The sequence below is a fragment of the Sphingomonas hankookensis genome (genome assembly GCF_001619955.1).
Classification (GTDB): domain Bacteria; phylum Pseudomonadota; class Alphaproteobacteria; order Sphingomonadales; family Sphingomonadaceae; genus Sphingomonas; species Sphingomonas hankookensis_A.
Genome location: NZ_LQQO01000001.1, coordinates 34,595 through 56,733 on the forward strand (window position 1 = coordinate 34,595; position 22,139 = coordinate 56,733).

The following is a 22,139-nucleotide window of genomic DNA, read 5'->3' on the forward strand; positions in this document are numbered from 1 at the left end:
TCGATTGTCCCGTCAGGACGCGACGACCGCCTCCGGCTGCACGATGACGGTGCGCGGCGCGACGTCCTTCAGCAGCCAGACATTGCCGCCGATCACCGCCCGGTCGCCGATCCGCACCCGCCCCAAAATGGTCGCCCCGGCATAGATCACCACATCGTCACCGACGATCGGATGGCGCGGCACCCGTTCGGCAAACGGTCCGGTCGCCTCGCGCAGCTCCGACCGGCGCGGTGTCCGCGCGCCCAGCGTCACATGCTGGTACAGCCGCACCCGCGCGCCGATCACCGCCGTCTCGCCGATGACGACGCCGGTGCCATGGTCGATGAAGAAGCCCGGCCCGATCGTCGCACCGGGATGGATGTCGATCCCGGTGCGTTCGTTAGCGATTTCCGACATGATCCGCGCGACGATCGGCGCGCCCAGCGAATCCAGCTCGTGCGCAAGGCGATGGTGCAGGATCGCGGTCGCGCCCGGATAGCAGATCAGGATTTCGTCGACGCTCCGCGCGGCCGGGTCACCGCGAAAGATCGCCGCGACGTCGGTGTCGAGCAGCGCCCGCACCCGCGACAGCGTCCCCGCGAACAGCCGCACGATCTCTGCGGGCCGCTCCGCCGCCGCCCCGATCCCCGTCGCATCGCGCCAATAAGCGAACTCGGCGACGATCGCCGTATCGAGCAGCGCGAACGCTTCGGTCAGTCGTTCGGCAACGAACGCATCCTCCGCGTCAGCCGCGCCATCAAAGCCGCCGATCCGCGCCGGGAACAGCGCCGCCGCCAGCAGCTCGACCGCGCGTGCCAGCTCGGCACGGCGCGGAAAGGCCGCGGGCTGCCGCCGGTTCGGCTGCGCCTGCCGCCACGCCATGCGCGCGCTCGACAGGGCACGGGTGGCATGGTCGATCGCGCGGCGGCGGTCGTCGTCGGGCTGGGTCATCGCATCTGCTCGCAAAGAAAGGGGCCGGGCGGCGGCTGCCGTCCGGCCCGAGTTGCGCTCAGGGAGCTATCCAAAGCGTTGCGGAGGCGGCGCCCGGAGCGCCGCGAAACTCAAAGGCCGGTGCCGTTGGTTACCGGATCGGCTACGTTCGCCGCGGCGTCGTTCAGCACGACATTGTCGCCGGGCAGGGCGACGTCGTTGCCGAGCGCCACATCGTTCGCCAGCGGTTCGTCGAGTGAGGTCAGGTTCGTCTCGATCACGGCGTTTTCCGCGGCGGCATTGTCGGCGGCGGTCTTGTCGCCGCATGCGGCGAGCCCGAGCAACGCGACGGCCGCGAGCGGTGCGAAATTCTGTTTCAAACCTGATCTCCCCATGTTCAGGACCGCCGCGGATCGGCGGTGTCGAGGGTCGTTGTAACCGCTCGACGGGAGCTGGGAATAATCCCATTGCTTTAGTGGGGTATTGCTCCGCTATCAACGCAAGCAGCCATGCCGCGACCGATCCGGCGGTGGTCGCGCTATCAGATCAGCGATGTGGAGGTAGAAGGCGGGGTGGTGGAGCTGAGGGGAATCGAACCCCTGACCTCTGCAGTGCGATTGCAGCGCTCTCCCATCTGAGCTACAGCCCCGCCCCGTTCCCGGACGTCGCCGGGGCCGTTCCCTTAGCGGCCCGAAAAAGCGGATGCAACGGGTCTTGCACATTTCCCGATCAAAAACGTCCGGCCGCCATCGGTCGCTGCGACGAACCCCTTCGTCGCGCCCGTTTCAGACGGGTCGGAACCATCGGCCTGTTGGGTGCTTCTCTGGCATACGACATGGCAGCGACCATGCTGCTGCGCCGCCAACAACATGAACCATCTGCAGGAGATTTTCATGGGCTATGATCGCTATTCGCGCGACGACGACTGGTCGCGGAACAGCCGCAACGGCGAAGACAACCGCTGGCGGGACCGCGACGATCGTGGACGGGGCGGCTATGGCTATGGTTCGCAAAGCTATGGCAGCGGATCGCAGCGCGACGACCGCGGCAATCGCGACTATTATGGCGGCCGTTCGTCCTACGGCTCCAGCTACGGTGCGGACCGCGACCGCGGCTATGGCAGCCGGGACTATGGCAACCGTGAATATGGCAGCCGCGATTACGGCAGCCGCGATTACGGCAGCCGGGACTTCGATTATTCGGATCGCGGGTCGCGGGGCTACGGTGCGCAGGGCGACCGCTATCGCGGCAGCTATGCCCATGACGGCCACCGTTTCGCCGATCAGGGCGAACGCGACTCGCGCTACGGAAACGACCGCTTCCGGAACGACCGCAGCAACCGGCGCGACGACCTCGAATATGATGCCGACGAGCGCGGTTTCCTGGCGCGCGCCGGCGACGAAGTCCGCTCCTGGTTCGGCGATGAAGAAGCGGAACGCCGCCGCGAACGCGACCAGCGCTACGACGAGCAGATGGCGCGCTATGACGACCGTCACGGCGACCACGCCTACCGGTCATGGCGTGACACGCAGGTCAGCGCGTTCGACCGCGATTACGACGAATATCGCCAGGAAAATTCGCAGCGCTTCCAGAGCGAGTTCAACGCCTTCCGCACCGAGCGGCAGACGCAGCGCGACAGCCTGACCCGCGTGACCGAGCATATGGAAGTCGTCGGGTCCGACGACGAACATGTCGGCACTGTCGACAAGGTGCGCGGCGACCGCATCATCCTGACGAAGAGCGACCCGGACGCCGGTGGTCATCATCACTCGATCCCGTCGCGCTGGGTGTCGTCGGTCGACGGCAAGGTGAAGCTGCGCAAGACCGCCTCGGAAGCCAAGCAGGCATGGCGCGACGAGGAAGAGAAGCAGGCGATGTTCGGCAACCAGTCGCAGCAGCGCTATGGCAGCGATCGCTTCGGCACGCAGAACAATGACGACGACCGGACGCGCGAAGCGAACCGCTATGGCGCGTCGACCACGACCGGCAACACGTCGACCACGACCGGTCAGGCGCTGGGTGCCGGCACCTCGACCACGGCCGGAACCGGCGTGGGCGGGACGACGACCGACAGCAATACGAACCTCAATCGTAGCTCCCCCGGAACCTACTAAACCGTTCGCAGTGGCGACAGGCGGAGGGGCGCGGGAAACCGCGCCCCTTTGCTTTTGCGGGACAGGCGCTTAAGTTGCGGACCGAAACTGATATGGAGCATCCAACATGGCGAAGGCGTGGCATCTGGTAAAGCGACCGCAGGGAATGCCGGTGATGACCGATTTCGACCTGCGCGACCTGCCGCAGCGCGAACTGGCGGACGGGGAAGTCCGCATCGCGAATCGCTGGCTGTCGGTCGACCCCTATATGCGCGGCCGGATGAACGACGTGAAAAGCTATGTCCCGCCGTTCCAGCTCGACGCCCCGATGGATGGCGGCGCGGTCGGCGAAGTGATCGAAAGCAAGGCCGCCGACCTGCCGGTCGGAACCCGCGTGCAGCACATGGCCGGCTGGCGCGACGAAGCGATCGTGCCTGCCAAGGGCGTGAACAAGCTGCCCGATATCGATCTCCCCGAACAGGCGTTCCTAGGTGCGCTGGGCCTGACCGGCATGACCGCGTGGTTCGGCCTGCTTGCCGTCGCCGAGGCGAAGGCCGGCGACACCGTGTTCGTCTCGGCCGCCGCCGGCGCGGTCGGGTCGGTCGTGGTGCAGATCGCCAAGGCGAAGGGCATGACCGTCATCGGATCGGCCGGCGGAGCGGAAAAGGTCGAATGGGTCCGCTCTCTCGGTGCCGACCATGTCATCGACTATAAGGGTGACGTGCCGCTGGTGAAGGCGCTCGGCGCCGCCGCGCTGGACGGGATCGATGTCTATTTCGACAATGTCGGCGGCGACCATCTCGACGCGGCGCTGGCCCATGCGAACCAGGGCGCCCGCTTTGCGATCTGCGGCATGATCGACGGCTATAACGCGTCGCAGCCGACCAGCCTGCGCTACCTGATGCGGGTCATCGCCGCGCGCATCCGCATCCAGGGCTTCATCGTCAGCGACTTCATGGGTCGCATCGCCGAATTCCAGCAGGGCATGGGCGAAATCGTCGCCGGCGGCAACTTCCAGCGCGAGGAAACCGTGGTCGAAGGGCTGGAGAACATGCCCGACGCGTTCCTCGGTCTGTTCAGCGGCCAGAACAAGGGCAAGATGCTGGTGAAGCTGTAACCAAGATCCTCCCCGCTCCGCGGGGAGGGGGACCGTCCGAAGGACGGTGGAGGGGGTTGTCGGCATACGGAACCGCAGCGTCAGCGGCTCGCCCCTTCCACCAACTCTGCTGGTTCCCCTCCCCGTGCTGGGGAGGAGCCTGCGGTTACCGCAACTTCGCGATCTTCAACCCGTCTTCCTTTGCCCGATCCTTGATCGACTCCTCGCTACGCGTCAGCGCCTTGGCCAGCGCCTTCAACGCCATGCCCTTGCCCGCCAACTGGTGCAGCTTCTGGATTTCATCGGGCCGCCACGGCTGGCGGTGACGTTCGAACTTCTCGGCCATGCGCGTCTCCTATCGTTGGCGGGCCGGCCGCACCAGCGCGGCGTCGAGCGATTGCAGGAAGTTCGACCGGTCCGCCTTGCCGAACGGCGGCGGCCCGCCCAACTGCTCGCCGCCCGCGCGCAGGTCGGCCATGATCGCGCGAGTGGCGATCGCGCCGCCGATCGACGCGCCGGTAAACGGCTTGCCGTTGGGCGCCAGCACCACCGCACCGGCCTTCAGGCAACGATCCGCCAGCAGGATATCGGCGGTGACCACCACGCAATCCGCGCCCGCGGCGTCCGCGATCCAGTCGTCTGCGGCATCGAACCCGTCCGACACCACCACCCGCTCGACCCAGGGCAGGAGCGGCACGCGAAAATGGCTGTTGCTGACGATCGATACCCGCGCGCCGTGCCGTTCGGCGACGCGATACACCTCGTCCTTCACCGGACAGGCATCGGCATCGACCAGGATGCGGGTCATGGTTCGATCGGACCGGTCTCGATCACCTCGATCGCGTCGCTGCGCCCGCCGAAATCAGCGGTCTCGCCCGCCATCAGCCCAGTCATCGCCAGCGCCAGCGGCGCGGTGAACGGGATACGTCCTGCCGCCGGATCGGCCTCGTCGCTGCCAACCAGTTCGATCGTCTTGCGCTGGCCGTTCAGCGTATAGGTGACGCGCGATCCGAACGCGACCTCGTCGGTCGGGACAGGGGCGATCTCCGCCGTCGAATGGCGCGTGCGCCAATAGCGCAGGTCGCGCCTGATCGCCGTCGTCCGCTCGGCGTCACCTTCCGCCGCCTCCAGCTCGCCTTCCAGCCGCGCGACCTGCGCCGCCATCGCCGCCAGCCCGCGCTTCGTTACCAGATTGGGGCCGGGCGGCAGCGGCAGTTCGAACCGGGGTTCCTTATGCTCGTCGTCATCCTCTCGCCGAAACGCAACGCTCATCAAATCGTCCCTGAAAACGTATCGCACCGGGCGGGATCGCCCGTGTCATACCCGCGCTTGAGCCAATAGGCCCGCTGCGCCGACGTGCCATGGGTAAAGCTCTCGGGTGCAGCGTTGCTGCCCTGCAACCGGTCGTCCCCGATCGCCTCGGCCGCGCGCAGCCCTTCCTCCAGGTCGCCCGGCTCCATCCGGCCGCTGCGCTTCGCCCACACGCCGGCATAGCAATCGGCCTGCAGTTCCAGCCGCACCGACTGTTCGTTGCCCTGCGCGGTCGGCAGCGTCCGTTGCGCGCGGCTGACCGCTTCGGCCTGTCCGGTCAGGTTCTGGATGTGGTGGCCGACCTCATGCGCCACGACATAGGCCTGCGCGAAGTCGCCGCTGGCGCCGAAACGCTGCGACAATTCGCGGAAGAAGCTGGTGTCGAGATACACGCCACGATCGGTCGGGCAATAGAAGGGCCCCATCGCCGCCTGCGCCGCGCCGCAGCCCGACTGGTTGTTGTCCTGATAGAAGCGCAGCCGGGGCGGCGTGTAGCGCGCGCCCTGTTCGGCGTAGATCTGGCCCCAGACCTGTTCGGTCGATTTGAGTACCCGGCAGGCGAAGAGTTCCTCGGCCGTATCGCACGGCACATTCTCCTGCGCCGAACCCTGTTGCGCGGTCGGAGCCTGCGACCCGCCGCCGATCAGGCCGCCGCCGCCCGAAAACAGCAGGAAGGCGACACCGACGATCGCCAGGATGCCGATGGTGCCACAACCCAGCCCGCGCCCGAGCAACAGCGGCAGCAGGCCCAGCAGGTTGAACCCGCCGCCCCCGAACCCGCCACTTCCGCGACCGAGATCGTCGACATTGCTGGATGGATCGAGATCGTCGAGGCGCATGGGCGGCGGTCCAATCGTTGTAGCTGCGTACTGAAATGCGCGAAACGCCCATGATGTTGCAACCAGCCGCCATGAAATCGGTTGAAGGGGCGTTGTACCCCGTACGCATAATGCGCAAAGTGTCGTCGATGGCAGAAGCTGATCCCCGTTTGCGCCGACAATCCCCCGCCGGTCTGCCCTTGCCCGATTGCGTGGCGCTGGTGCTGCAGGGGGGCGGGGCGCTGGGCAGCTATCAGGCGGGCGTGATCGAACGCCTGGGGGAATCACAGATCGAGATCGACTGGGTCGCCGGTATCTCGATCGGGGCGATCAACGCCGCCATCTTCGCCGGCAACCCGCCGGAGCGCCGGATCGAGCGGTTGCGCCAATTCTGGGAGACGGCGGCCGGCGTGCTCCCCTGGTTCCCGATCCTGCCGGACGACCGCGTGCGCGAATGGGTACATGAATGGTCGGCGGGCGTCGTGCTGGCGACCGGCGTACCCGGCTTCTTCCGCCCGCGCGGGATCGCGCCGCAATTCGCCGCGCCCGGCACGGCGGGGGCTCTCAGCTACTACGATACCGGGCCGCTGCGCGAGACGCTCGATACGCTGGTCGACTGGGACCTCGTCAATGACGGCCCGGTACGGCTGTCGGTCGGGGCGGTCGACATCGCAAGCGGCAACTTCGTGTACTTCGACAGCGCCCGCGAACGGCTGGACGCGCGGCACGTCATGGCGTCGGGCGCGCTGCCGCCGGGCCTCCCCCCGGTCGAGATCGACGGCCGCTGGTACTGGGACGGTGGCCTCGTCAGCAACACGCCGCTGACCCATATCCTCGACCATCAGCGCGATCCGATGCTGGTGTTTCAAGTCGACCTGTTCTCCGCCGAGGCCGAACTCCCGCGCACCATCGGCGACGTGGCGGCGCGGGAAAAGGAAATCCGCTTCTCCAGCCGCACCCGGCAAGTCACCGCCGAACGCCTGCGTCTGCGACAGGAGCGCGAGCTGATCCGCCGGCTGGTCTGCAAATTGCCGGTCGAGCTGCGCGACGATGCCGATGTCCGCGCGCTCGAGGCGATGGCGGACGAACATCCGCTGAGTCTCGTCCACCTGATCTACCGCGCGAACCGCTGGGAAGGCGGCGCGCGCGACTTCGAATTTTCGGCGCGCGCGATGCAGGAGCATTGGGCCGCCGGTCGCGCCGCCATCGCCGAGACGATGGCCAATGCCCGCGTCGTCGCCGAAAACATCCTCGACGGACGCACCGCCGCGTTCGACCTCACCCATTCTCTTCACCAACGCCAAGGATAACGCATGTTCCTGAAGGGCAAGACTGCGATCGTCACCGGTTCGACGTCGGGCATCGGCCTCGCCTATGCCAAGGCATTCGCGGCCGAAGGTGCGACGGTCGTCATCAACGGCTTCGGCGACGAAGCCGCGATCGAACAGGAACGCGCCGCGCTGGCGCAGGCAAGCGGCGCGGAGGCCCGCTACGACGCGGCCGACATGACCAAGCCGGAGCAGATCGCGGCCATGGTCGACAAGGCGGCGGCCGAGTTCGGGTCGGTCGACATCGTCGTCAACAATGCCGGTATCCAGCATGTCGCCAAGATCGAGGAGTTCCCGGTCGACAAATGGGACGCGATCCTAGCGATCAACCTGTCGTCGGCCTTCCACATGATCCGCGCCGCCGTGCCGCACATGAAGAAGGCCGGTTGGGGCCGCATCATCAACACCGCATCGGCGCATAGCCTGGTCGCCAGCCCCAACAAATCGGCCTATGTCACCGCCAAGCACGGTCTGGCCGGCCTGACCAAGACGGTCGCATTGGAAGTCGCGACCTGCGGCATCACCGCCAACTGCATCTCGCCCGGCTATGTCTGGACCCCGCTGGTCGAAAAGCAGATTCCGGACACGATGGCCTCGCGTGGCCTGACGCGCGAGCAGGTGATGAACGACGTGCTGCTGGCCGCACAACCGACCAAGGAATTCGTCACCGCCGAACAGGTCGCCAGCCTGGCACTGTACCTGTGCCGTGACGAGGCGAAGGCGATTACGGGCGCGAACCTGTCGATCGATGGCGGATGGACCGCCGCGTGATCGTGGCATGATCCGCCTCGCATCGCTCGCGACGATCCTGGCCGGCTGCGCGACCACCGCGTGCGGTGGCGGTGGGGCGGCTGTCGCTTCGTCCGGGACCGGCGCGCCTCCGACGGCGCCGTCGGCCGGATCGGACGACTGGCGGCGGGTGGCGACCCCGGCGGATCGCGACCGGCTGCGGCGGTGGCGCGATGCGTGGATGACCGCGCTGCCCCGCGCACGCGCGGCAGATGCGGCGGCGATCGCGGCGCAGGGGGCGCTGTTCAACCCCGATGGTGCGCTGGCCGGCGGATCGGCCCCGGCCGGGCGCTATCGCTGTCGCGTGTTCAAGCTGGGCGGCGCGGGCAGCGCGATGCGCGACTTCACTGCCTATCCCGCGTTCGATTGCCACATCACCGACGAAGGCCGCGTCCGCAGCTTCTACAAGGAAAGCGGGTCGCAGCGCCCGGTCGGCCTGCTGTTCGCAGATGGCGACCGCACCGTCTTTCTCGGCACGCTGCTGCTCGGTGACGAACGGGCGGCGCTGCAATATGGCCAGGACCGCGACCGCGACATGGCCGGGTTGCTGGAGCGGGTAGGGGAGCGTCGCTGGCGGCTGGTCCTGCCCTATCCGCGGTTCGAATCGCTGCTGGACGTGATCGAACTGGTGCCGGCGGAGTAGCGAGCAACCCTATCCAAACCGTCACCCCGGACTTGATCCGGGGTCCCGCTTTCTAACGACATCAGAAGAAGAAGCGGGACCCCGGATCAAGTCCGGGGTGACGATTGGAATAGGTGTTGGGCGTTCTAAGCCAGCGTGCGCCGCACCGTCTCGTAACAATCGTCGATATGCGAATTGCCGACCAGCTTCATCGCCCCGAAGCTGATGCCTGCCGCCGCGATCTGCCCGGCGAACGGCACGAAGCGCAGCAGCGACTTGCTGGCATAGCGCGCGCCGACGCGGCGGATCAGCATGGTGACGATCCGTTTGGTGATCGACCGGCCGATCACGCCATTGCCCAGGTTGGCGGCGATCAGCAGCACCTGCTTGGCCCGGTCCGGCTCCAGCGCCTTGACCTGTTTTTCGTCCAGCCCGAACCGGTTGCTGATTTCGGGCAGCAGCTTGGTCAGGATGTTGGCATCGACGATCAGGTCGGCACCCGGCACCGGCACTGCCGACGCGCCGGCCGATACCAGCGCACGCTTGGTCACCAGCGTGCGCGCTTCGTCGCGCACGTGGTCGAGTTCGGTCAGCGAAGTGATTTGCATGGAGGCCCCGTATCGTTTCGTTGCCGCATCAACGCCGATCTTGCCAAGCGGCTCCCGATCGTTACCCTCGATACGAATTTGCCTGTAAAACGGATAGTTGCATGATCCTGCGTATCGGCGCGCTGCTCGCCACGACCATTTTCATACCCTCGGCCTTTGCCGCTGCCATGCCGCAGGCGCCCGCCGCGACCGTCGACGCGACCCCGCTCACCGCGAAATGGACCGGCCCGTATCAGGGGGTGCCGCCCTGGGACAAGGTGACGCCGGCGATGTTCCCGGTCGCCTTCCCGGTGGCGATGGCGGAGATGCGCCGCGAAATTCACGCAATCCGCGACGACAAGCGACCCGCGACGTTCAAGACGGTTATCGAACCGATGGAACTGGCCGGCGACATGATGGAGCGTGTCGGGTCGATGTGGGGCGTCTATACCAGCAACCTTGCGACCAAGGACGTGCAGGCGATCGACCGCGAATGGTCGCCCAAGCTGTCGGCCTTTTATGACGAACTGTTCCTCGACCCGAAGCTGTTCGCCCGGATCAAGGCGGCGTATGATAGCCGTGCGAGCCAGAAGCTGAACCCGCAGCAGCTGCGCTTGCTGGAGCGGACCTATCGCAGCTTCGTGCGACGCGGCAGCCTGTTGACCGATGCGCAGCGCCAGCAGGTCAGCGGCCTGAACCAGCAATTGTCGGTCGCCTATAACGACTTTAGCCAGAAGGTGCTGGCGGACGAGGAAACCTGGATCGTCGTCGACGACGCGAAGCAACTTGCCGGCTTGCCCGACAGCTTTATCGCCTCGTTGAAGGCGGCAGCGGACGAGCGGGGCCTTGCGGGCAAATGGGCGATCGTCAACACCCGCTCGTCGGTCGCGCCGGTGCTGACCTATGCCACCGACCGTGCCTTGCGCGAAAAGGTCTGGCGCGCCTTCGTCATGCGCGGTGACAACGGCAACGCCAACGATACCAAGGCGACGATCGCGACCATCCTGAAGCTGCGGCAGGAGCGGGCCAAGCTGCTCGGCTTCCGCAACCACGCCTATCTGCGCATGGACGACACGATGGCCGGTACGCCCGCCAATGCCAAGGCGCTGATGATGCGCGTCTGGCCCGCCGCGGTGGCGCGCGTGCGCGAGGAAGTCGCCGACATGCAGGCATTGGCGCGCAAGGACGGCGCGAACATCACCATCGAACCATGGGACTATCGCTTCTACGCCGAAAAGGTGCGCAAGGCGAAATACGACCTCGATGAAAGCGAGGTGAAGCCGTATCTCCAGCTCGACAATATCGTGCAGGCCGCCTTCTACGCCGCCGGTCGCCTCTACGACCTGAAGTTTACCGAGAATACCGGGCAGATTCCGGTGTTCGAAAAGAATGTCCGGACCTTCGTCGTCACCGATGCGAAGACCGGGCGCAATGTCGGCGTCTTCTATCTCGACAACTTCGCCCGCTCGGGCAAACGGTCGGGGGCATGGGCGACGCGCTATCGCGGACAGCAGAAGCTGGGCGGCGAGACCAACGTACTGGCGTCGAACAACAACAATTTCGTCAAGGGCGCCGCCGGGCAGCCGACGCTGATCAGCCTCGACGACGCCACGACGCTGTTCCACGAATTCGGCCACGCGATCCATTCGTTCCTGCAGAACGTGACCTATCCGGGCCTCGCCGGCACGCCGCGCGACTTCGTGGAATATCCCAGCCAGGTGAACGAGAACTGGTTGCTGACGCGCGACGTGCTCGACCGCTATGCCAAGCATTACCAAACCGGGCAGCCGATGCCGCAGGCGCTGGTCGACAAGATCGAGAAGTCGTCGACCTTCAACCAGGGCTTCGACACCGTCGAGTATCTGTCCTCGGCGATCGTCGACATGGAGTTGCACGACCGCGAGACGCCGGTGACCGATGTCGCGGCGTTCGAGCGGGAAACGCTGGGCAGGCTCGGCATGCCCAGGGAGATGGTGATGCGGCACCGCCTGCCGCAGTTCAATCACCTCTTCTCCTCCGACGCCTATTCCGCCGGCTATTATTCCTACCTCTGGTCGGAAACGATGGACGCCGACACCTGGGCGGCGTTCGAGGCGACCGGCAATGTGTGGGACAAGGCGACGGCGGATCGCTTCCGCCAGACGTTGCTGTCGACCGGCAACGAAACCGACCGCAAGGACGCCTATCGCGCGTTCCGCGGTCGCGACCCGGACGTGACCGCATTGTTCAAGCGCCGCGGCTTCCCGGTCCGCTAAAGATCCTCCCCGTTACGCGGGGAGGGGGACCGTCCGCAGGACGGTGGAGGGGGGCGCCCGCATACGGAACTGCCGGAATGCGGCGGCCCCCTACACCGCCTCGGGCCAGTGGTTCGCCTGCACCACCGGCTTCCCGCGAACCGCATCGGCGGTCAGCGTCGTCCGAACCCCATCCTTCCCGAACAGCAACTCCCCCGGCGTCAGCGCATGCAGCGTCTCGCCGACCCCACCGACACCCCCGGTACTGACCACGACATAGGCGATGGCATTGTCGCCGCAGCCGAGCATCGCGTCGACGATCGTCCCGACCGCCTCGCCACGCGGTCCCGTCAGCGTCGCCCCGATCACGCCGCCCGCCGCATATAGCGAGGGCACCGGATGCCGCGCGCTTGCGTCCGCCGCCGCGCTGCTGCCCTTGTCGTAGCTCGCCTGCCGCCCCAGCCAGCGCCATACGCCCACGATGTTCACGAGTGTCAGGAACGCGTTCGACAGCACCAGATTGGTCTGTCCGCTGGTCAGTCCGACCGTCGTCCACGCGACCGATCCGACGCAGAATATGACGAAGCCCCATCCGGTGATCCGCGCGCCCAGATTGGCGGCGGTCATCATCGCGGCGATCATGGTAGCGGTCGGTGCGATCCACCCGGCAAGGTCGCCCATGATTTTCTCCGTTTCGGTTCAATGCGATACGGATAATTGCGCCAACGGTTCCTGTCGGGCGCAACGACCCCCTCGCCAAGTGCGTTGAAATTATATAACAAGCGTTTGTAACGAGTCTGCGCGCCCTGACGGACGACGCAGAGACATGGAGAGTGCATGACCGGCGACAGCCGCACGAACCTGCCGCGCCTCGCGCTGCACGTGCCCGAACCCAAATTCCGTCCCGGCGATGCCGTGGACTTCGCCGATGTCGCCGTGCCGCCCGCCGGCGCGCAACCCCGCCCCGACACCGCCGCCGCGCCCGACAGCTTCCACGACTTGAGCTACACGCTGGTCCGGGTGCTCGACGAACAGGGGCAGGCGGTCGGCCCTTGGAACCCCCGGCTCGACCCCGACATGCTACGGCGGATGCTGCTGAAGATGGCGACGGTGCGCGCGTTCGACGAACGCATGTTCCGCGCGCAGCGGCAGGGCAAGACCAGCTTCTACATGAAATGTACCGGCGAAGAGGCGATCGCGGTTGCCGGAACCATGGCACTCGACCGCGACGACATGACCTTCCCCAGCTATCGCCAGCAGGGCATCCTGATTACGCGCGACTATCCGCTGATCGAAATGATGAACCAGATCTATTCGAATAGCGGCGACAAGTTGCAGGGCAAGCAGTTGCCGATCATGTATTCGTCGAAGGATTTCGGCTTCTTCTCGATTTCTGGCAACCTGACCACGCAATATCCGCAGGCGGTCGGCTGGGCGATGGCGTCGGCGTCGAAGGGCGATACCCGGATCGCGGCGACGTGGTGCGGGGAGGGGAGCACGGCGGAAGGCGACTTCCACTCCGCGCTGACCTTCGCCACCGTCTACCGCGCGCCGGTGATCTTCAACGTCGTCAACAACCAATGGGCGATCAGCAGCTTTTCCGGCTTTGCGGGCGCGGAGGCGACGACCTTCGCCGCGCGGGCGATCGGCTACGGCATCGCCGGCCTGCGGGTCGACGGCAACGACGCGCTGGCGGTCTATGCCGCCACCGCCTGGGCCGCCGAACGCGCACGGACCAATCAGGGACCGACACTGATCGAACATTTCACCTATCGCGCCGAAGGACACTCGACTTCGGACGATCCGTCGCAATATCGCTCCGCCGGTGAGCCGACCGCATGGCCGCTGGGCGATCCGATCGCCCGGTTGAAGGCGCACCTTGTCAACATCGGCGAGTGGGATGACGAACGTCACGCGGCGATGGACCGCGAGGTCGCCGAAGCCGTCCGCACCGCACAGAAGGCGGCAGAGGCCAACGGCATCCTCGGCCACGGCCTGCACCAGCCGCTCGACACGTTGTTCGACGGCGTGTTCGAGCACATGCCGTGGCACCTTCGTGAACAACAGGCGCAGATGATGGCCGAGGAGGAGGCCTCCGGTCGCCCCTGGGCGCGCAAGGAGGGCCACTGACATGGCGCGGATGAACATGATCCAGGCGATCAACTCCGCGATGGACGTGGTAATGGACCGCGACCCGAGCGTGATCGTCATGGGCGAAGATGTCGGCTATTTCGGCGGCGTGTTCCGCGCGACCGCCGGGCTACAGTCGAAATACGGCAAGACCCGCGTGTTCGATACGCCGATCACCGAATGCGGCATCATCGGCGTCGCGGTCGGGATGGGCGCGTACGGCCTGCGTCCGGTGCCCGAAATCCAGTTCGCCGATTACATCTACCCCGCGCTCGACCAGCTGGTCAGCGAGGCGGCGCGGCTGCGCTATCGCTCGGCCGGTGACTTCACCGCGCCGATCACGGTGCGCTCGCCGTTCGGCGGCGGTATCTTCGGTGGGCAGACACACAGCCAGTCGCCCGAGGGCATTTTCACCCACGTATCGGGCATCAAGACGGTAATCCCGTCGACGCCCTATGACGCCAAGGGGCTGCTGATCGCCGCGATCGAGGACAACGACCCGGTCCTCTTCTTCGAACCCAAGCGCATCTATAACGGCCCGTTCGACGGCAATTGGGACAAGCCGGCGCAAAACTGGTCGAAACATCCCGGCGGGGAAGTGCCCGAGGACTATTACCGCATAGAACTAGGCAAGGCGAAGGTCGTGCGCGAAGGCGCCGACCTGACGATCCTCGCCTATGGCACGATGGTCCATGTCGCACAGGCGACCGTGGAAGCGGCCGGTGTCGATGCCGAAATCCTCGACCTGCGCACGCTGGTGCCGCTCGACATCGACGCGATCGAGGCGTCGGTGAAGAAGACCGGTCGTTGCATGATCGTGCACGAAGCGACCCGGACGGGCGGCTTCGGTGCCGAATTGTCGGCGCTGGTGCAGGAACGCTGCTTCCACCATCTCGAAGCGCCGATCGAGCGCGTGACCGGCTTCGACACGCCGTATCCGCACAGCCTCGAATGGGCGTATTTCCCGGGGCCGGTCCGTATCGGACAGGCGCTCAAGAAGATCATGCAGGACTGACCGCCATGGCACGTTTCTCTTTCCGCCTGCCCGACATCGGCGAAGGCATTTCCGAAGCCGAGATCGTCGCATGGCACGTCGCCGTAGGCGACCGCGTCGAGGAAGACGGGCGCCTCGCCGACATGATGACCGACAAGGCGACGGTCGAAATGGAAAGCCCGGTCGCGGGCACGGTGGTCGAACTGGCCGGCGAGCCGGGCGATCAGGTGGCGATCGGCGCAACGCTGGTGGTGATCGAGACCGAAGGCGAGGTCGTGCAGCCGGCCGAACCCGAGCGGGTCGGGGCGGAAAACCCGGGCGTTGAAGAGGTCGCAACCTCCCCAGTAGCCGAACGGCAAGATCCTCCCCGGGGAGGGGAGGGGGACCATGCGCAGCATGGTGAAGGGGGGGCGCCACTGGACGCTACACCCAACCATGTTTCGCAGGAGGCCGCCCCCCTCCACCATCTGGCTGCGCCGGACGGTCCCCCTCCCCGTGCCGGGGAGGATAAGGTGCTCGCCTCGCCTGCGGTGCGCGCTCGTGCCAAGGACCTCGGCATCGACCTGTTCACCGTCCGCCACGACGGCCCGCACATCCGCCACGCCGACCTCGACGCCTTCCTCCGCTACGGCAGCGCGCAGGGCTACCGTGCCCCGAACGCCAGCCGCGCGCGCGCGGACGAAACCGTCAAGGTCATCGGCATGCGCCGCCGCATCGCCGAGAACATGGCGGCCGCGAAGCGCCACATCCCGCACTTCACCTATGTCGAGGAGATCGACGTCACCGCGCTGGAGGCGATGCGTGCCGATCTGAATGCCGCACGGGGCCAGCGACCCAAGCTGACCATGTTGCCGCTGCTGATCGTCGCGATCTGCCGGACGCTGCCCGACTTCCCTATGCTCAACGCGCGCTATGACGACGAAGCGGGTGTCGTTACGCGCTTCGGCAGCGTCCATCTGGGGATGGCGGCGCAGACCGATGCCGGGCTGATGGTGCCGGTGATCCGCGACGCGCAGGACATGAATCCTTGGCAGCTGGCCAGCGAGATTATCCGCCTCGCCGAAGCGGCCCGCACCGGTAAGGCCAAATCCGAGGAATTGTCCGGCGGCACGATCACCGTCACCTCGCTGGGGCCGCTGGGCGGGATCGCGACGACGCCGGTCATCAACCGCCCCGAAGTCGCGATCATCGGCCCGAACCGCATCGTCGAGCGCCCGGTATTCCGCGCACGGCCCGGCGGCGGCGAGGAGATCGTCAAGGCCAAGCTGATAAACCTGTCGATCAGCTGCGACCACCGCGTCGTCGACGGGCATGACGCCGCCAGCTATGTTCAGGCATTGAAGCGGCTGATCGAAACGCCGGTGCTGTTGTTCGCCGACTGACCCGTCGGCCTGCGGCAGCCGCGTTCGGGTAGCGTGGGATGCGGAGGGTTGTGGAATGCGGGCAGGATCGATGATCGGCGTGGCGATGCTGGCGGCGGCGGTGGCACCGTCGGCCATCGCGCAGAAGCCGGCAGCGACGGCGGATTACGAGTTCGATTATAGCTACCCGGTACAGGCTGCCCGCATCGCGCCGCTCAAGGCGTGGCTGGAAGCCGACAAGGCGAAACGGCGCGCATGGGTCGTCCGCGCGTCCGCCGAGGCGCGCCGGGAGGCGAAGGCCGCCCGCGCTCCGTTCCGGGCGTACGAGTTGCAGCAGAGCTGGGACGTCGTCACCGAAACGCCGCGCTTTCTCAGCCTGTCGTCGGCCAGTTACAGCGATACCGGCGGGGCGCATGGCAACGGGTCGTCGGGCGGATTGATCTGGGACAAGCGGGCCGGGCGGCGGATGAACGCCGTGTCGCTGTTCGTCTCTCCCGCGGCGTTTCAGTCGGCGGTGATGACGCCGTGGTGCCGCTGGATGCGCGCCGAACGGACGCGGCGCGTGGGTGCCGATGCGGGCAACGATACGACGTTCGGCCAATGCCCGCCGGCGAAGGACGTGACAGTTCTGCTGGGGTCATCGAACGGGCGCGCGTTGAACCGGATCGGCGTGATCGCCGACCAATATGTCGTCGGCTCCTATGTCGAGGGGCCGTATGAACATACGCTGCCGGTGACGCAGGCGGTGCTGCGCGCCGTAAAACCCGAGTATCGCGCGGCGTTTGCAGTTCGCTAGTTCCTTCCCGCAAGCGGGGAGGATCTTACGCGATCGCCTCGCCGAACATCAGCGCCCGCACGAACCGCACCGGCGGCGATCCGTACGAGATGGCGGCGTCGTTGTAGCGCATCAGGTCGAACTTGCTGCCCGCGCGGCGCTCCGCCTCGCGGCGCATGTCCATATGCTCGCTATAGCCGACGAAATAGCTGAGCAGCTGCGTCGACCCCAGCCGGGCGCGGGTCCATTTGCCGGCAGCCTCGCGCTCCTGCTGGAAGGCACCTTCCATCATTAGCTTCATCGCCTGCGCCTCGGTCAGCCCCTCGGTATGGATGCCGATGTCGAGCAGCGTGTTGGTGATCGAGCGCATCCGCATCTTGAGCACGGTCAGCTTGAACAGGGGATCGCCGTCCAGGTAATCGGCATCCGCCATCATCCGTTCGGCATAGACCGCCCAGCCTTCGACGAACGGTCCCGACGACAGCACCGCGCGCAAAACCGACTTGTTTTCATTGCTGTGCGCAATCTGGAGGTAATGGCCCGGCATCGCCTCATGGATCGACAGGTCGTGGATCATGTAGTCGTTATATTCGCGCAGGAACGAGGTCGTCTGCGCTTCGGTCCAGTCGGCTGGGATCGGCGACACGGCGTAGAAGGTGCCGAGATGCTTTTCGAGCGGACCGGGGCTGTCGCAATAGGCGACGGCGACGCCCTGCTGGAACTTCGGCATCTCGATGATCTGCACCGGGGTGGTCGGCACGCGAACGAGCCTTTTCTCGCGGACGAAAGCGGTCGCCTGTTCGAGCGTCGAGCGCGCCTTCGCCATCACGCCCGACCGGTTGGGACGCCGGGCGTAGCTCATTTCCAGCGCGGCCTCGATCGCCTTTTGCTGTTGCGCCGGGGTCGGGCGGGCGGGCGTCACCGGTGCCTTGGGCCGGCCGCGCAGGACGAGCCGGGCAAGGCCATACATTTCCGCGCGGGTTTCGGCGGCGGCCTTCACCGCGCGCGCCTTGATCTCGGTCCGCGACAGCGGGGAGAGCAGCGCGAACTTTACCTTCTGGTCGTACAGCTCGGGGCTGAGGCGGAACTCTCCTTTGGCGGCGGGGACCAGGACCGTGTCGAGCCAGCGCTGCTGCTCGGCGGTCGCGGTCTTCAGCGTGGCGACGGCGCGGTCGAACCGCGCGCGATCGGCACGGCTGAGCGTTGCGCGGTGCGGGGCCAGCATCGTGTCGACGATCTGGAGCACGCCGGCATTCTGCTTCGCGACGGTGGTCGCATAGATCGCCGGCACGCGCGCCGGCACGATGCTCTCGCGCATCTGGGCGAACATCACCGGCACCTGCTCCATCCGCTTCGTCGCGGAGCGCAGCCGCTGCGGCCATGGGGCGAAGTCGCGGGCTGCCAGCGCGTAGAGCCCGCCGGAAATGGTGCCGGCGGCACCCTGCGGGTCCCACGCGAAGGGTTGCAGCACCTCCAGCGTCCACAACTGATAGCGCAGGTCGTTGTCGAGCAGCGCGGCATCGACCTGGTCGTCACGCGACAGCGACGCGCGGGGAATCGCCGCCAGTTCGGCCAGCGTCGCACGCAGGAAGGCGGCATCGCGCGCGCGACCGACGGCGGACAGATCCTCAACCTGATCGTCATAGTCGTGGTTGCCGAGCGCCGTGGCATAGCCCGGATGCAGCCGCGCCATACCGTCGAGATACCGCTTCGACAGACGCGCGAAGTCGCCCGCCGGCCCGCTTTGCGCCAGTGCCGGAAAACTGCCGGCAAGCGGCGCGAGCGCCATCAGCGCAACGAAATGGCGACGGTACATTTGATATTCCCCCAAGGTCGTTGGCGCAGGCTATCGCGCTTCCGGCACGGTACAAGCGGATTCAGTCGGCACCGCGCAGTTCGATCGCGCGGGCAAAGACCTCAGCGAACATTTCCGGTGTCAGCCGCCCGGTATTCTGGTTGTAGCGCGAGCAGTGATAGCTATCGATCAGCGTGACGCCGCTCGGCATCGTGTGTTCGGCCAGGTGCGCGAACCGTGCCTTTGGCAGGCGGCCGCCCAGTACCTTCACCGCCGACTGGTGAGCGATCGCACCCAACGCGATGACGACGCGGAGTGAGGGCATCGCCGCCAGATCGGCGTCGAGGAACGGCCGGCAGGTGCGGATTTCCTCCGGCGTTGGCTTGTTCTCAGGCGGCAGGCAGCGGACGGCGTTGACGATGGCGATCCCCTTGGGCGCAGGCGTGTCGTCGACCTTGCCGGTATAGCTTCCTTCGGCGAGGCCAGTGGCGATCAGCGTGTCCCAGAACAGCGGCCCGGATCGGTCGCCGGTGAAGGGGCGTCCGGTACGGTTGGCGCCTTGCATGCCGGGCGCAAGGCCGATGATCGCCAGCCATGGGTCGGCATCCGCCAGCGGTGCGACCGGGGCGTTCCACCAAGCCGGATGCTCGATCCGGAGACTTTCGCGCAGTTGGACGAGGCGGGGGCAGAACGGGCAGTCGCGCGAGGGTTCGGTCGCGGCGAGGGCGGGGGTAGCGATTTCCATCGCCAGCCGATAGGCGCAGCCGATGGCGACCTCAACCTATGCGATTGCGATCGGTTCGAACCGGCCGGGGCGGCATGGCGGCCCGGTCGCCGAAGTGCGCGCCGCCGTCGCTGCGCTCGACGGGGTCCGCGCGGTCGCGCCGATCATGGCCAGCGCGCCTATCGGCCCGTCGCTGCGCCGCTATGCCAATACCGTGCTGTTGTTGGATACGTCGCTGTCGCCGCCCGATATGCTCGCGCAGTTGAAGGGGATCGAGCGCAGCTTCGGGCGGCGGCGTGGGCGACGCTGGGGATCGCGGGTCATCGACCTTGACATCGTCCTGTGGTCGGGCGGCCGATGGCATAGCCGGGGCCTGTGCGTGCCGCATATCGCGTTTCGAGAGCGCCTGTTCGTCCTGCGCCCGCTGCGCGACGTGGCGCCGGACTGGCGCGATCCGGTCAGCGGTCGCACGATCCGACAGCTGCACCAACTGGTTGACCGCGCTCGTCCGCGGGACTAGGGGCGGGGGCTTCGTGGGCCCGTAGCTCAGTTGGTAGAGCAACGGACTTTTAATCTGTAGGTCTCGGGTTCGAATCCCGACGGGCTCACCACCTCCGCGCCGCCGGGCGCTGCGGCGCGATAACACTGTCACAACGGCGCTTTTAGTGACACGGCTGGATCAGAGTGAGCGAAACCGTGCTCGAGATCAAGGCGCGGCATTCGGCCGGACGCCTATGCCTGATCGCCGTTCGTGATGTGATTGCCGTCGATGGCGTAGGTCGAGAAGTGCTCGGCCTCGGTGTCGACGTAGAAGCCCGACAGCCGCTTCCACCGAATGATCGCCAGCGCAGCGTTTAGGGCGTTCAACTCGACCACCTGGATGTTGGTGGCATAAGGATCGACTCCGTCGTCGGCAGCCATGGGGATCCTCGACCGGTCCCAGACATGGTCCCGCATGGCCGGCGTGCTGGCCGTCGTCCGAACGATCCCGGTCAGGCCGTGTTCTCCAGCCTGCAGCCCCATGCCGACGTCGATGAAGCTGATCCCGCGATCCTCAAGCCGCTCGACGAGTTGGCGCTTGCCCGTCGGATCGTCCGAGCACAGGAACACGAAGTCGAGATTGTCCAGCAGCCGCATCGTCGCCGGACCCATCCTGACCCGGTGGGGCACGACGCCGCGATGAAGGGCAGAATAGATCCTGTCGAAGTGATCGACCTTCGCGCGCCTTTCCGCGAGGGCCGCAAGCGGGACGGCGCCGGGAGCCCTGAACGCGTTGTGCTGCAGGAACAGGTCGTCGTCGAACAGATGGATGCGGGCGACCGGCGTCTTGCTGAGGAAGTCGAGCACATACCCGCCGGTGCCGCCCAGTCCCACGATGCCGATGACCTGGCCGGCCAGTCGGTCTGAAAGATTGCCGATGCCGCTTCGAGAAGTTGCCGTGTCGACGTAGTGGAAGGGGATTCCGATCCATCCGCGGCGACGATGCGGCCGGTGCGGGCGGTGGCGGACGGATCGAGCGCGACCGCATGGCTCGAGATCTGATGGACGAAGGTCACCATCTTCTCGTAATAGTCGACGAACTCGCGCCCGATCGGCTTGCTGCAGAGCCAGTGATCGACCAGGAGCCCGCCGCCCAGATCGCGCCGCTGCTCGCGGGCATGGACCATGTTGACGAGCGGCCTTCCTTCGCGGTCGCAGGGCAGCGCCCCGGTGAACCAGGCCTGATGGTCGCGGGGCGCAATAGTCCGATCGCCGGCGAGATCCAGCGTCGACACGAGCTGGCCCCGCCGAACCCGCCGATACCGATCCACGTAAGGCACGTCGCGCACGACCAGATACCCGGCGACGATGGCCAGTTCGTAGCCATCGTCGACTAGGCGCTGCAGATCGGGGCTACGACTTGTTCGTGGCGCTGACATTGAAGACCTCACCCCGACGCGCGGTGATCGCCTCCTGCGAGAGCAGCGAGCCCTCCGGCCTGTCGGGCGGGCCGCGGCGATAGGTGACGGTCAACGCCCTGCTCGACGCCGTCGTCAGGTCGGTGCCCGGAAAGGCCAACCCGACGAGGTCCTCGAACGTGACGTCGGGACGATCGAGCAATACGGTCCTGCCGTTGATAACCACGGGCACGGAAGCGCGGTCCGGCAGCGCGTCGCGAGCCTCGACCTGCGGCGGCCACGGTGTCGTCAGGTCGATGACCGAGCCCCGACGCAGCGAGGTTTCGCCGCCGTCGAGGTAGAGTTCGACGTCCTCGCCGATGCCCCCGATCCGCCGAACGTCCGTCTCGGTGATCGCCGGATCGCCCCAGTCCCACCCCAACCCGGCGACGCGCAGGTGACGGAGCGTTCCATCGCGGAAGGTGCGGAAGGCGGGACGCACGTCCGCCTGGATCAGCACCGGCTGATCGGGTGCGACATGGGCGGCGCGCCCACCGTCAACCCTGATCACGATCCCGTCCCCCACGCCAGACAGGGCCAGCAGCTGCGCGGCGGTCACTTCCGCCGAGCTCACCGACTGCGCCCTGCCGTCCACATCGATCTCGAAACCATCATTGTCGTCCATGTCGATCTCCT

23 protein-coding genes, 2 tRNA genes and 1 pseudogene are annotated in these 22,139 nt (G+C 66.6%); 12 read left to right on the forward strand and 14 right to left on the reverse strand.

The features are described 5' to 3' along the window. Positions 1–12: 12 nt before the first annotated feature. The 3 genes from epsC to AVT10_RS00195 form a co-directional block, all read right to left on the reverse strand. Complete coding sequence (gene epsC / locus AVT10_RS00185) at positions 13–930, reverse strand: serine O-acetyltransferase EpsC (protein WP_066686732.1); 918 nt, start codon at positions 928–930, stop codon at positions 13–15. Positions 931–1,040: 110 nt separating this feature from the next. After that, positions 1,041–1,289 (reverse strand): hypothetical protein, encoded by a 249-nt coding sequence (locus tag AVT10_RS00190; protein ID WP_066686734.1) that lies wholly within the window; start codon positions 1,287–1,289, stop codon positions 1,041–1,043. A gap of 193 nt (positions 1,290–1,482) precedes the next feature. Then, positions 1,483–1,558: transfer RNA gene (locus AVT10_RS00195), tRNA-Ala, on the reverse strand. A 220-nt stretch (positions 1,559–1,778) separates the two neighbouring features. Between AVT10_RS00195 and AVT10_RS00200 the strand changes: the two genes are divergently transcribed. Together AVT10_RS00200 and AVT10_RS00205 are read left to right on the forward strand one after the other, a co-directional pair. Next, positions 1,779–3,023: a DUF2171 domain-containing protein gene (locus AVT10_RS00200; protein ID WP_066686736.1), complete on the forward strand. Its 1,245-nt coding sequence runs from the start codon at positions 1,779–1,781 to the stop codon at positions 3,021–3,023. Between the two features lie 106 nt (positions 3,024–3,129). Beyond that, positions 3,130–4,119, forward strand: coding sequence for an NADP-dependent oxidoreductase (locus tag AVT10_RS00205; protein ID WP_084401164.1), 990 nt, complete (start codon positions 3,130–3,132; stop codon positions 4,117–4,119). A 145-nt stretch (positions 4,120–4,264) separates the two neighbouring features. Here the strand turns inward: AVT10_RS00205 and AVT10_RS00210 are convergent, their stop codons facing one another. From AVT10_RS00210 to ypfJ, 4 genes are read right to left on the reverse strand one after another with little or no spacing between them, the layout of a single operon-like run. Then, complete coding sequence (locus AVT10_RS00210; RefSeq protein ID WP_055763497.1) at positions 4,265–4,444, reverse strand: hypothetical protein; 180 nt, start codon at positions 4,442–4,444, stop codon at positions 4,265–4,267. 9 nt (positions 4,445–4,453) lie between these two features. Beyond that, positions 4,454–4,906, reverse strand: a complete 453-nt coding sequence (locus tag AVT10_RS00215; protein ID WP_066686753.1) for a YaiI/YqxD family protein — start codon at positions 4,904–4,906, stop codon at positions 4,454–4,456. Beyond that, positions 4,903–5,370, reverse strand: a complete 468-nt coding sequence (locus tag AVT10_RS00220) for a GreA/GreB family elongation factor (RefSeq protein ID WP_066686755.1) — start codon at positions 5,368–5,370, stop codon at positions 4,903–4,905. Before AVT10_RS00220 ends, AVT10_RS00215 begins: the two co-directional genes overlap by 4 nt. Then, the gene (gene ypfJ / locus AVT10_RS00225; protein ID WP_066686756.1) at positions 5,370–6,248 is read right to left on the reverse strand and encodes a KPN_02809 family neutral zinc metallopeptidase; all 879 of its coding nucleotides are present in this window, start codon (positions 6,246–6,248) and stop codon (positions 5,370–5,372) included. The genes AVT10_RS00220 and ypfJ overlap by 1 nt, the downstream gene beginning before the upstream one ends. 128 nt (positions 6,249–6,376) lie before the next feature. On the opposite strand from ypfJ, the gene AVT10_RS00230 reads away from it, so the two are divergent. From AVT10_RS00230 to AVT10_RS00240, 3 genes are read left to right on the forward strand one after another with little or no spacing between them, the layout of a single operon-like run. Beyond that, entirely contained in the window at positions 6,377–7,537 is a 1,161-nt protein-coding gene (locus tag AVT10_RS00230; RefSeq protein ID WP_066687983.1) for a patatin-like phospholipase family protein, read from the forward strand. A 3-nt stretch (positions 7,538–7,540) separates the two neighbouring features. Beyond that, on the forward strand, positions 7,541–8,326 hold the full coding sequence (locus AVT10_RS00235) for a 3-hydroxybutyrate dehydrogenase (RefSeq protein ID WP_066686758.1): 786 nt from the start codon (positions 7,541–7,543) through the stop codon (positions 8,324–8,326). A 7-nt stretch (positions 8,327–8,333) separates the two neighbouring features. Beyond that, positions 8,334–8,987 (forward strand): DUF4893 domain-containing protein, encoded by a 654-nt coding sequence (locus tag AVT10_RS00240; protein ID WP_066687991.1) that lies wholly within the window; start codon positions 8,334–8,336, stop codon positions 8,985–8,987. A gap of 125 nt (positions 8,988–9,112) precedes the next feature. Here the strand turns inward: AVT10_RS00240 and AVT10_RS00245 are convergent, their stop codons facing one another. Next, positions 9,113–9,574 carry a hypothetical protein gene (locus AVT10_RS00245; RefSeq protein WP_066686760.1) on the reverse strand — a complete coding sequence of 154 codons (462 nt, stop codon included), beginning with the start codon at positions 9,572–9,574 and terminating at the stop codon, positions 9,113–9,115. 101 nt (positions 9,575–9,675) lie between these two features. Between AVT10_RS00245 and AVT10_RS00250 the strand changes: the two genes are divergently transcribed. Continuing rightward, a complete protein-coding gene (locus tag AVT10_RS00250; protein WP_066686762.1) occupies positions 9,676–11,808 on the forward strand; it encodes a M3 family metallopeptidase in 2,133 nt (710 codons plus the stop codon). A gap of 90 nt (positions 11,809–11,898) precedes the next feature. On the opposite strand, the gene AVT10_RS00255 is transcribed toward AVT10_RS00250, so the two are convergent. Then, complete coding sequence (locus tag AVT10_RS00255) at positions 11,899–12,468, reverse strand: photosystem reaction center subunit H (protein ID WP_066686765.1); 570 nt, start codon at positions 12,466–12,468, stop codon at positions 11,899–11,901. Positions 12,469–12,624: 156 nt separating this feature from the next. Here AVT10_RS00255 and AVT10_RS00260 point away from each other — a divergent pair, with 156 nt between their 5' ends. From AVT10_RS00260 to AVT10_RS00275, 4 genes are read left to right on the forward strand one after another with little or no spacing between them, the layout of a single operon-like run. Beyond that, entirely contained in the window at positions 12,625–13,917 is a 1,293-nt protein-coding gene (locus tag AVT10_RS00260; protein WP_066686768.1) for a 3-methyl-2-oxobutanoate dehydrogenase (2-methylpropanoyl-transferring) subunit alpha, read from the forward strand. A gap of 10 nt (positions 13,918–13,927) precedes the next feature. Then, on the forward strand, positions 13,928–14,932 hold the full coding sequence (locus AVT10_RS00265) for an alpha-ketoacid dehydrogenase subunit beta (RefSeq protein WP_066687994.1): 1,005 nt from the start codon (positions 13,928–13,930) through the stop codon (positions 14,930–14,932). A 5-nt stretch (positions 14,933–14,937) separates the two neighbouring features. After that, positions 14,938–16,293: a dihydrolipoamide acetyltransferase family protein gene (locus tag AVT10_RS00270; protein ID WP_066686771.1), complete on the forward strand. Its 1,356-nt coding sequence runs from the start codon at positions 14,938–14,940 to the stop codon at positions 16,291–16,293. Between the two features lie 55 nt (positions 16,294–16,348). Continuing rightward, positions 16,349–17,068 carry a DUF4163 domain-containing protein gene (locus AVT10_RS00275; RefSeq protein WP_232307813.1) on the forward strand — a complete coding sequence of 240 codons (720 nt, stop codon included), beginning with the start codon at positions 16,349–16,351 and terminating at the stop codon, positions 17,066–17,068. Positions 17,069–17,093: 25 nt separating this feature from the next. Here the strand turns inward: AVT10_RS00275 and AVT10_RS00280 are convergent, their stop codons facing one another. Together AVT10_RS00280 and AVT10_RS00285 are read right to left on the reverse strand one after the other, a co-directional pair. Then, positions 17,094–18,863: a DUF885 domain-containing protein gene (locus AVT10_RS00280; RefSeq protein ID WP_066686774.1), complete on the reverse strand. Its 1,770-nt coding sequence runs from the start codon at positions 18,861–18,863 to the stop codon at positions 17,094–17,096. A 61-nt stretch (positions 18,864–18,924) separates the two neighbouring features. Further along, positions 18,925–19,587, reverse strand: coding sequence for a uracil-DNA glycosylase (locus tag AVT10_RS00285; RefSeq protein ID WP_066686777.1), 663 nt, complete (start codon positions 19,585–19,587; stop codon positions 18,925–18,927). Between the two features lie 22 nt (positions 19,588–19,609). Between AVT10_RS00285 and folK the strand changes: the two genes are divergently transcribed. Both folK and AVT10_RS00295 read left to right on the forward strand, forming a co-directional pair. Continuing rightward, the gene (gene folK / locus AVT10_RS00290; protein WP_066686780.1) at positions 19,610–20,086 is read left to right on the forward strand and encodes a 2-amino-4-hydroxy-6-hydroxymethyldihydropteridine diphosphokinase; all 477 of its coding nucleotides are present in this window, start codon (positions 19,610–19,612) and stop codon (positions 20,084–20,086) included. Positions 20,087–20,101: 15 nt separating this feature from the next. After that, a tRNA-Lys gene (locus AVT10_RS00295) sits at positions 20,102–20,177 on the forward strand. A 121-nt stretch (positions 20,178–20,298) separates the two neighbouring features. On the opposite strand, the gene AVT10_RS18640 is transcribed toward AVT10_RS00295, so the two are convergent. The 3 genes and pseudogenes from AVT10_RS18640 to AVT10_RS00310 all read right to left on the reverse strand — a co-directional run bounded on the left by AVT10_RS18640 (position 20,299) and on the right by AVT10_RS00310 (position 22,128). Then, a complete protein-coding gene (locus AVT10_RS18640) occupies positions 20,299–21,177 on the reverse strand; it encodes a ThiF family adenylyltransferase (RefSeq protein ID WP_443018140.1) in 879 nt (292 codons plus the stop codon). Then, positions 21,096–21,485 (reverse strand): annotated as a pseudogene (locus tag AVT10_RS18890) (DUF6791 domain-containing protein); the annotation flags it as partial. The gene AVT10_RS18640 and the pseudogene AVT10_RS18890, both read right to left, overlap by 82 nt. Next, positions 21,460–22,128, reverse strand: coding sequence for a multiubiquitin domain-containing protein (locus tag AVT10_RS00310; RefSeq protein WP_164523810.1), 669 nt, complete (start codon positions 22,126–22,128; stop codon positions 21,460–21,462). The gene AVT10_RS00310 and the pseudogene AVT10_RS18890, both read right to left, overlap by 26 nt. Positions 22,129–22,139: the final 11 nt, after the last annotated feature.

Coding starts and splice junctions, on each gene's coding strand:
- epsC (WP_066686732.1), bottom strand. CDS start 930: ATGACCCAGCCCGACGACGACCGCCGCCGCGCGATCGACCATGCCACC.
- AVT10_RS00200 (WP_066686736.1), top strand. CDS start 1,779: ATGAACCATCTGCAGGAGATTTTCATGGGCTATGATCGCTATTCGCGC.
- AVT10_RS00205 (WP_084401164.1), top strand. CDS start 3,130: ATGGCGAAGGCGTGGCATCTGGTAAAGCGACCGCAGGGAATGCCGGTG.
- AVT10_RS00210 (WP_055763497.1), bottom strand. CDS start 4,444: ATGGCCGAGAAGTTCGAACGTCACCGCCAGCCGTGGCGGCCCGATGAA.
- AVT10_RS00215 (WP_066686753.1), bottom strand. CDS start 4,906: ATGACCCGCATCCTGGTCGATGCCGATGCCTGTCCGGTGAAGGACGAG.
- AVT10_RS00220 (WP_066686755.1), bottom strand. CDS start 5,370: ATGAGCGTTGCGTTTCGGCGAGAGGATGACGACGAGCATAAGGAACCC.
- ypfJ (WP_066686756.1), bottom strand. CDS start 6,248: ATGCGCCTCGACGATCTCGATCCATCCAGCAATGTCGACGATCTCGGT.
- AVT10_RS00230 (WP_066687983.1), top strand. CDS start 6,377: ATGGCAGAAGCTGATCCCCGTTTGCGCCGACAATCCCCCGCCGGTCTG.
- AVT10_RS00235 (WP_066686758.1), top strand. CDS start 7,541: ATGTTCCTGAAGGGCAAGACTGCGATCGTCACCGGTTCGACGTCGGGC.
- AVT10_RS00240 (WP_066687991.1), top strand. CDS start 8,334: ATGATCCGCCTCGCATCGCTCGCGACGATCCTGGCCGGCTGCGCGACC.
- AVT10_RS00245 (WP_066686760.1), bottom strand. CDS start 9,574: ATGCAAATCACTTCGCTGACCGAACTCGACCACGTGCGCGACGAAGCG.
- AVT10_RS00250 (WP_066686762.1), top strand. CDS start 9,676: ATGATCCTGCGTATCGGCGCGCTGCTCGCCACGACCATTTTCATACCC.
- AVT10_RS00255 (WP_066686765.1), bottom strand. CDS start 12,468: ATGGGCGACCTTGCCGGGTGGATCGCACCGACCGCTACCATGATCGCC.
- AVT10_RS00260 (WP_066686768.1), top strand. CDS start 12,625: ATGACCGGCGACAGCCGCACGAACCTGCCGCGCCTCGCGCTGCACGTG.
- AVT10_RS00265 (WP_066687994.1), top strand. CDS start 13,928: ATGAACATGATCCAGGCGATCAACTCCGCGATGGACGTGGTAATGGAC.
- AVT10_RS00270 (WP_066686771.1), top strand. CDS start 14,938: ATGGCACGTTTCTCTTTCCGCCTGCCCGACATCGGCGAAGGCATTTCC.
- AVT10_RS00275 (WP_232307813.1), top strand. CDS start 16,349: ATGCGGGCAGGATCGATGATCGGCGTGGCGATGCTGGCGGCGGCGGTG.
- AVT10_RS00280 (WP_066686774.1), bottom strand. CDS start 18,863: ATGTACCGTCGCCATTTCGTTGCGCTGATGGCGCTCGCGCCGCTTGCC.
- AVT10_RS00285 (WP_066686777.1), bottom strand. CDS start 19,587: ATGGAAATCGCTACCCCCGCCCTCGCCGCGACCGAACCCTCGCGCGAC.
- folK (WP_066686780.1), top strand. CDS start 19,610: ATGGCGACCTCAACCTATGCGATTGCGATCGGTTCGAACCGGCCGGGG.
- AVT10_RS00310 (WP_164523810.1), bottom strand. CDS start 22,128: ATGGACGACAATGATGGTTTCGAGATCGATGTGGACGGCAGGGCGCAG.